Source organism: Lysinibacillus sp. NPDC056232 (genome assembly GCF_042267565.1).
Lineage (GTDB): Bacteria > Bacillota > Bacilli > Bacillales_A > Planococcaceae > Lysinibacillus.
Window position 1 is genome coordinate 123,232 of the sequence record NZ_JBHJTF010000007.1, and the last position, 6,754, is coordinate 129,985.

Consider the following 6,754-nt stretch of genomic DNA (forward strand, 5'->3'; position numbering starts at 1 on the left):
ACCATTTGAGATTAAGTACTAATATTAGGTTTTCAAGAAGAATAGAATAGAGGAACGTAGAGAATAAAGGGGATGTGACTGGTTGTCGAATTACTTACAGCATGCGATGTTTGAACATAGGTTTTGGCTAAGGATCTTAAAAGATCATTCTCAATTTATTCATGATTCATTGTATCCATCGGAAACAGAGGATATTAAAAGAGCAAATTCATTTATTCATCAATTTTCTCAGCTTCTTGTCTATGTTAATTCAATCGATGCCAATAATGCGGTTTCCTTTTCACTTACTGTCGATGAAGCTGTAGAACAACTAAAGCAATTTAAATTTTTTATCCTTCGAAAGCAATTAACGGGAAATATTAATATTCATTTATCACCTTCCTTTATTAATCACATGGTGAATGAACTGGAGGAGTATCAAAATGTACTTAATTATCTGAAGAAGGGAGAAGTCCCACCAATCTTTCATGAGCTACATCATCACTTACTCTGGCTTTTAGATGCTTCAGGACATGCAGGTATCATTCACGACGATTTGGATGGCGTAGAAAGGAGAATGAGACAAAAAAGTACTACCTTTGCCCAACATTTTGAACAATTTTATTTAAAAGCAGTGGAGCTTACAGGATATTTACGTTCAAATATAGACTCTTTCCCTGCATTAACTCGCTTTAATCAAGATGTAGATATAGAAATGAAATTATTCAAAACTTTTTTACGCGAGTTAGAGGAAATGGAGTTAAGTGCAGAAGTTTTAGGAACGTTTACAGCTCTAATGGCGGATCATATGCTAAGAGAGGAGCAATACTATTTATCGAAGCTTGCACAATCTAAAGGTGAAGGTTAATTTGCACCTGAAGGAAGTGATGGCAATCTGAGGTTTGATATCAGGTTGCCTTTTTTATTCCGATAAATCAGCATAATATACCGATAAAATTGGAAAACATTCCGATAAATCTACATAATGTTCCGATAAAACTAAAAAACATTCCGATAAAATTTTAGGAATGTTTTTAGTCTGGAGGCTATTTTAGGGATGAATAAAAACGCCAGTGCCGATTGGGACAATGCTTGCGAGCTCTTCGACATCCTTATTATGCATGCGAATACAGCCACGTGAAACGGCGTGACCGATAGAGCTAGGATTATTAGTTCCGTGAATACCGTAATGTTCTTTAGATAAACTCATCCACATTGTCCCAAACGGACCACCAGGATTTGGATCCTTATTAATGATTATAAAATGGCCAGTAGGTGTATCATGTAACATCCTACCGACTGCTATTGGGTATTGCTTCTGAAGAACATTATCTTTATATAACCGTAGCCATCGATTTTCAATAGAAATATCTATTCTATAAGGGATAGTATTTGGATTAGGAAATCCAGGTATAACAATTTGTTGTCCTATATAAAGTACATTCGGATCTAACCCTGGATTAGCAGCAATTATGGACGATAAAGATGTACGATAATTTCTAGCTATTTGGGACAAGGTTTCGCCTACGCTAACTGTATGGATCAAATTCATCACCTCCTATAAAGTGGTTGCTTTAATACAGGTTATGCCGAAGCTACCTTTAATATTTTTAAGAGAATAGCAACTGCAGTTAGTTGGATAGGATAAGTAGTAAACAACCATATCCAGTAATCGAGGAGTTATTATGAAAGAATTTAAAATTACTTATTTCTTTGATGAAATGCATTATATACGGAGATTTATCCATATAGAATCACAGGAAAAAGCAGAGGCATTAGTTCGAAGCGAACGAGATCAATATATATCCTTTACAGATAGTAGAGGGATGTATCATGAGCTGCATACAAGAAATGTTCGGGTCATTCAAATATCTGAATATCATCGCATCGATAAAAGTTCGAAAACGAAAGGTACATGATTTGTCCAACATTGCACATGCTATAGGTAAAGGAGTGAGCAATGATGGACATAGAAAACATACCACATGAGAAAAAGATATTTATGAACTTAGCAAGTAAGAATAAACCAGACATGGTTGAATCAGATACTATAAGTCTTTTCGATTTACACGAAGACATGCAAACGGTTGATGCTATACCGGTTAAGGAGCTCAATAAAAAAGTAGAACGAGAAGGCGATGAATTGATCGAATTACAGCCTGATGAATTATAGAAGGTAGGGATTTTCATGACTGATCATAACGAAGCGCAGTTTACTTCTGCTGGAACGAATATTAATGAAGTAAAAAGACAAAATGCGGAAAGTGGTTTATCTTACAATGAAGTGAAAAAACTGTTAGCCCAAAGAGGTGGGGTTGGAACGGGAATATATAGTGATACAGATGTTGAAGAAGTAAAACAAGAGATTCGTGGGGAAAAGCAATAAGTTAGCTTGGGAGGAGTACGAAATGAAGTACTCCTCCATTTTTTATTCCGTAAAGCCCGATTGGGATGAAAAAATCACTGATTAAAGTTTCACTTTATTTTACAATGTAAAGTAAATGAAAGGTGGTGTACGAATGAAGGAAAAACGTTGTCCGTTATGTGGGCAAGAAAATCATTGTGGGATAGTAAAGGGGCAAAAGGATTGCTGGTGTATGACAGAGAGTTTTCCTAAAGAAATTCTTGAAGCGGTACCTAAAGAGCAATGTATTTGTCAAAAATGCTTGGATACATATCAAAAAGATTAATCGTTTATTTTAGGCTTTAAAAATACTTTAATAGCTGTTACGAAACAATCAAGATATTTGGTACAATTGTCTACCGCACAACAACCTATCGGACATATATTACTCTGAAAGGAGTGTGTCTAATGACTAAAACCATTGTACTTAGTAATGTAACAAAGGCATATTTAGAGGATTACCAAAGGATCCTCGATAAAATGATGCAGGGCATGACGTATGTGACATTAACATGTAGTATTTCAGAAAATTTTATTAAGCAAATCTTACCGCATCAATTAGCTGCTATTAAAATGTCGGAAAATGTTTTGCGATACACCACTAATATACTTGTGCAAAATCTCGCATTAGAAATAATAGCAACAAGTACGGAGACTGTTGAATGCCTAGAAGCGATACAAAATAGATGCTGTATCGTACAAAATTCGGAATGTGAATTGTACGAATATATGTGTGCGTATAAAGAAATTACCGGGGCTATGTTCCAAGCAATGAGTTTACCACCAGTTTCTAATAATATTAATATAAACTTTCTTCGCGAAATGATTGTTCACCATCAAGGAGGCGTTCGACTAGCGCAAAACGTTTTAAGGTTCTGTACTTGCCAAGAATTAATACCAATCCTTCGAAATATGATTCAAACTATGTGCGATCGTATTTGCGAAATGGAAAAATTACTTGATGCTTTAAAGCCTTGCGAGAATTGCTAGTGTAACAAAGAACTCATTCAGCAAATCTTTTTGTAGCGAAAGCAAAGTGTCAGCAACATGGTTTTATCTGTGCGAAAGCGAAGCGACAGCAACAAATGTTTTCTGTGCGAAAGCGAAGCGGCAGCAACAACAACAACAACAACAACAACAACAACAACAATTACGTCAAGGCGAAATTGATATAGGGGAAAAACGCTAAAGTCGAAGTAGATTTTAGCGTTTTTTTGTGACTGCTATGTATATCAGCGAAACTGCTGAGTGAGGCTTACCTCGGATAAAAAATAATCAAGCATTCTCAACAGATGAAGCGCACATAAATGTGACTGTTCGTTTATTACTATCGTAGAGACACCACTCACGATGATCGACAACTGATCCAACATTGATACCGTACTGCTTTTCTTGTAATAGAATTGGTTGGCCAAATCGAATACGAATAGGTAACTTTTTATTGCGATGATAAAGACCGGATTCATGACTATGTCCGAAGAAAAGAAGCGATTTTTTGAATGGTGGAAATGTAGGCTGCCATTTCACACTCCATTGAAATTGATGTCCATGGATAAGTGTTGCACCATCAATCTCCATTGTTTCAGGTAGCTCTGCAAAACGTTCGATGCCAGTTACACGAGTAATACGCTCCTCCTGATTGCCACGAATAGAGGGGAATGTTAGTAAATTTTCAAAATCATTCTCCACTATCGCAGCTTTTTGTAGCGGTAAACCCGACATTGTTTGTGCCTTTTTCTTACTTACAGTACATTCGTATAAATCACCTAATCCCAATACCTTTGCATCTTTCGCAGTGTGCTGAATATGGGTTAGAACTGCCTTTGTATCTTCTATATTAGAATGTAAATCTCCTAAAAGTGCGTATAGCATTTTAATCAGGCCTTTCTTAAAATCAATTTGCCTCGGCATAATTCCGTGACATCCGCCGGAGGCTTTGGGCAAACACGATGTTGGTCACTCAGGCGTTTTCATAGGATGTGAAGTTCTTAGCTTGAGTTCCTCTCTTTCAGCGGGTGTCCAAACTTGTACCTGTCGCTACGCTTTCGGTACAAAAGACATTTGTAACTGCCGTTGCACTTACGTTACATAAAACATTTGTAACTGCCGTTTCACTTTCGCTACCAAAACACTTACTGAAAGAAGTTAATCATTATACAAATATCATACACCTAACAGAAATTGATAGAAAAGTAAAATGAATGTGTATATTTAGTTACATATTTTGGTCCATCACTATAACGTGGAGCAAATTTTCGTTCCAACTGGGAGCTTTCCAAGCTTTCGCTCTAGATCTCATATTTTTATGTGAAGAAAAATTGCCAACCTTTTCATAGACTGATAAAATATAATTGTAATTTTCTGAATTTTCTTAGTGTTATTTAATTTTATACGGTGTGAGGGTAATGAATATGAAAGATTTGGGGGGCTTATAATGACGATGTTAATGACAGACATTCTACAAAACTATGCTATGCAGCAACCAAAAGGGATTGCAACGATATACGATGGGACAGAGCTATCCTATAGTGAATTTTATAAAAGTGCAGAAAAATTCGCAGCATATTTACAAGAGCAAGGCTTTGAAAAAGATGATGTAATTGCATTATATACGCTCAATTCAGATTTGTTTTTAATCGCTTATATCGGTGTTCAGTTAGCTGGCTACGTTGTCATGCCCATTAATACAAAATTAGCAGCTCCAGAGGTCGAATTTATTTTTAATCATTCAGAAGCTAAAGGACTTATTTATGATGAAAGATTAGAGGATGTACTTGCAACTATTGCATATCCGTTTCAACTTATTGTAGGGCTCAATGAAATGAAAGATATTTTAAAAAATTATCCAGGTCAAAGAAAAGCGATCAAATTGGAGCCTCATGATACTGCTGTTGTTATGTATACTTCTGGTACGACGGGAAAACCAAAAGGAGTAATGCTAACTCATCAAAATATTGTGTCAACTGCGGATATATGGTCTTCATCAATGGATATGACCAAAGAGGATCGCATGTTTATTTGTACGCCTTTATTTCATTGTGCAGGTCTTCATGTATTTGCGATGCCGATGTTTTATAAAGGCGGTACGATGGTTATAGAAGAGGCGTTTTCTTCGACAAATACATTAGAACAGCTTGCCGCTACAGCAGCGACAATTTTCTTTGGTGTTCCGGCAATGTATACAATAATTTTAAACACACCTAACTTTAAGGAACATACATTTAAAGATTTACGTTTATTATGTTACGGGGCGGCACCAATGCCTTATGAGCTTGTTAAGCAAGTGAAAGAGACTTTTCTTAATGTAAAAGTACAAAACCTGTATGGACAAACTGAAAATTCGCCTGCTACTTCTTCCCTTTTAGATGCCGATGCATTAACGAAAATTGGATCAGTAGGAAAACCATTAGCACAAACAGACGTCCGTGTTGTTGATAGCTTTGGTGAAACTGTGCCAACGGGTGAGGTAGGAGAAATATGTGTCAAAGGACCACAAGTCATGAAAGGCTATTTACGTAGTCCTGAAGAAACAGCTAGAACAATTAAAGATAGCTGGCTCTATTCAGGAGATTTAGGGCGTTTTGATGAGGAAGGTTACCTCTATATTGTAGATCGTAAAAAGGATATGATCATTCGAGGTGGCGAAAATATTTATCCGATCGAGGTAGAAGAGGTTTTATATCAACTGCCAGAAGTTTTAGAGGCAGCTGTTGTAGGTTTACCGCATGAAGTATATGGCGAAGTTCCGAAAGCATTTGTCGTATTGAAGGAAGGGGAGTCCACCGATGAAGAGGCGATATTGGCTTATTGTAGGACTCAACTTGCAAAATATAAAGTGCCATATGAAATTGAATTTTTAACTGAATTGCCACGTAATGCTTCTGGTAAGGTTTTGAAGCATACGTTACGTCCAAAAGTAAGCACAACATAAAAATAAAGTGTAGAAAAGTAAAACTTGAAAGTAGCAAATATAGTAATACCTTGATCGGACGTACGCTGAATTTAGAGATGTTATTGTGTCGCATATAGCGGGTATATAAAGATCAATTAGGCCTCTGCGCAATTGCGTCCGAGGCTTTTGGCCAACGTGAAGTTGATCACTCAGTCGTGTGTTGTTGTTGTTGTTGTTGTTGTTGTTGCTGCCGCTGCGCTTTCGCACAGATAAAACCATGTTGCTGCCGCTGCGCTTTCGCACAGAAAATATTTGTTGCTGCCGCTGCGCTTTCGCACAGAAAATATTTGTTGCTGTCGCTTCGCTTTCGCACAGATAAAACCATGTTGCTGTCGCTTCGCTTTCGCACAGATAAAACCATGTTGCTGTCGCTTCGCTTTCGCACAGATAAAACCATGTTGCTGTCGCTTCGCTTTCGC

At 37.0% G+C, this 6,754-nt stretch carries 11 protein-coding genes; 8 read left to right on the forward strand and 3 right to left on the reverse strand.

The window, feature by feature from the left end:
• Nucleotides 1–82: 82 nt before the first annotated feature.
• A complete protein-coding gene (locus ACFCYJ_RS07960) occupies nucleotides 83–847 on the forward strand; it encodes a DUF2935 domain-containing protein (protein ID WP_376073026.1) in 765 nt (254 codons plus the stop codon).
• A gap of 183 nt (nucleotides 848–1,030) precedes the next feature.
• Here the strand turns inward: ACFCYJ_RS07960 and ACFCYJ_RS07965 are convergent, their stop codons facing one another.
• Nucleotides 1,031–1,525, reverse strand: coding sequence for a L,D-transpeptidase family protein (locus ACFCYJ_RS07965; RefSeq protein ID WP_376073029.1), 495 nt, complete (start codon nucleotides 1,523–1,525; stop codon nucleotides 1,031–1,033).
• Nucleotides 1,526–1,664: 139 nt separating this feature from the next.
• Here ACFCYJ_RS07965 and ACFCYJ_RS07970 point away from each other — a divergent pair, with 139 nt between their 5' ends.
• The 6 genes from ACFCYJ_RS07970 to ACFCYJ_RS07995 all read left to right on the forward strand — a co-directional run bounded on the left by ACFCYJ_RS07970 (nucleotide 1,665) and on the right by ACFCYJ_RS07995 (nucleotide 3,572).
• Nucleotides 1,665–1,898, forward strand: coding sequence for a hypothetical protein (locus ACFCYJ_RS07970; protein WP_376073032.1), 234 nt, complete (start codon nucleotides 1,665–1,667; stop codon nucleotides 1,896–1,898).
• A gap of 41 nt (nucleotides 1,899–1,939) precedes the next feature.
• Nucleotides 1,940–2,152: a hypothetical protein gene (locus tag ACFCYJ_RS07975; RefSeq protein WP_376073035.1), complete on the forward strand. Its 213-nt coding sequence runs from the start codon at nucleotides 1,940–1,942 to the stop codon at nucleotides 2,150–2,152.
• A gap of 15 nt (nucleotides 2,153–2,167) precedes the next feature.
• The gene (locus ACFCYJ_RS07980) at nucleotides 2,168–2,365 is read left to right on the forward strand and encodes a gamma-type small acid-soluble spore protein (RefSeq protein WP_376073038.1); all 198 of its coding nucleotides are present in this window, start codon (nucleotides 2,168–2,170) and stop codon (nucleotides 2,363–2,365) included.
• 133 nt (nucleotides 2,366–2,498) lie between these two features.
• A complete protein-coding gene (locus ACFCYJ_RS07985) occupies nucleotides 2,499–2,669 on the forward strand; it encodes a cysteine-rich CWC family protein (RefSeq protein ID WP_376073041.1) in 171 nt (56 codons plus the stop codon).
• A 122-nt stretch (nucleotides 2,670–2,791) separates the two neighbouring features.
• Nucleotides 2,792–3,373, forward strand: a complete 582-nt coding sequence (locus ACFCYJ_RS07990) for a DUF305 domain-containing protein (RefSeq protein WP_376073044.1) — start codon at nucleotides 2,792–2,794, stop codon at nucleotides 3,371–3,373.
• Between the two features lie 46 nt (nucleotides 3,374–3,419).
• The gene (locus ACFCYJ_RS07995) at nucleotides 3,420–3,572 is read left to right on the forward strand and encodes a hypothetical protein (protein ID WP_376073047.1); all 153 of its coding nucleotides are present in this window, start codon (nucleotides 3,420–3,422) and stop codon (nucleotides 3,570–3,572) included.
• A gap of 86 nt (nucleotides 3,573–3,658) precedes the next feature.
• On the opposite strand, the gene ACFCYJ_RS08000 is transcribed toward ACFCYJ_RS07995, so the two are convergent.
• On the reverse strand, nucleotides 3,659–4,255 hold the full coding sequence (locus ACFCYJ_RS08000) for a metallophosphoesterase family protein (protein WP_376073050.1): 597 nt from the start codon (nucleotides 4,253–4,255) through the stop codon (nucleotides 3,659–3,661).
• 562 nt (nucleotides 4,256–4,817) lie between these two features.
• On the opposite strand from ACFCYJ_RS08000, the gene ACFCYJ_RS08005 reads away from it, so the two are divergent.
• Nucleotides 4,818–6,314: a class I adenylate-forming enzyme family protein gene (locus tag ACFCYJ_RS08005; protein WP_376073053.1), complete on the forward strand. Its 1,497-nt coding sequence runs from the start codon at nucleotides 4,818–4,820 to the stop codon at nucleotides 6,312–6,314.
• Between the two features lie 170 nt (nucleotides 6,315–6,484).
• On the opposite strand, the gene ACFCYJ_RS08010 is transcribed toward ACFCYJ_RS08005, so the two are convergent.
• A partial coding sequence (locus tag ACFCYJ_RS08010) for a hypothetical protein (protein ID WP_376073055.1) occupies nucleotides 6,485–6,754 on the reverse strand: 270 nt, incomplete at its 5' end.

What these genes read in the sequence shown, in the direction of transcription:
- ACFCYJ_RS07970 (WP_376073032.1), top strand. Translation starts at nt 1,665, where the DNA reads ATGAAAGAATTTAAAATTACTTATTTCTTTGATGAAATGCATTATATA.
- ACFCYJ_RS07975 (WP_376073035.1), top strand. Translation starts at nt 1,940, where the DNA reads ATGATGGACATAGAAAACATACCACATGAGAAAAAGATATTTATGAAC.
- ACFCYJ_RS07980 (WP_376073038.1), top strand. Translation starts at nt 2,168, where the DNA reads ATGACTGATCATAACGAAGCGCAGTTTACTTCTGCTGGAACGAATATT.
- ACFCYJ_RS07985 (WP_376073041.1), top strand. Translation starts at nt 2,499, where the DNA reads ATGAAGGAAAAACGTTGTCCGTTATGTGGGCAAGAAAATCATTGTGGG.
- ACFCYJ_RS07990 (WP_376073044.1), top strand. Translation starts at nt 2,792, where the DNA reads ATGACTAAAACCATTGTACTTAGTAATGTAACAAAGGCATATTTAGAG.
- ACFCYJ_RS08000 (WP_376073050.1), bottom strand. Translation starts at nt 4,255, where the DNA reads ATGCTATACGCACTTTTAGGAGATTTACATTCTAATATAGAAGATACA.
- ACFCYJ_RS08005 (WP_376073053.1), top strand. Translation starts at nt 4,818, where the DNA reads ATGACGATGTTAATGACAGACATTCTACAAAACTATGCTATGCAGCAA.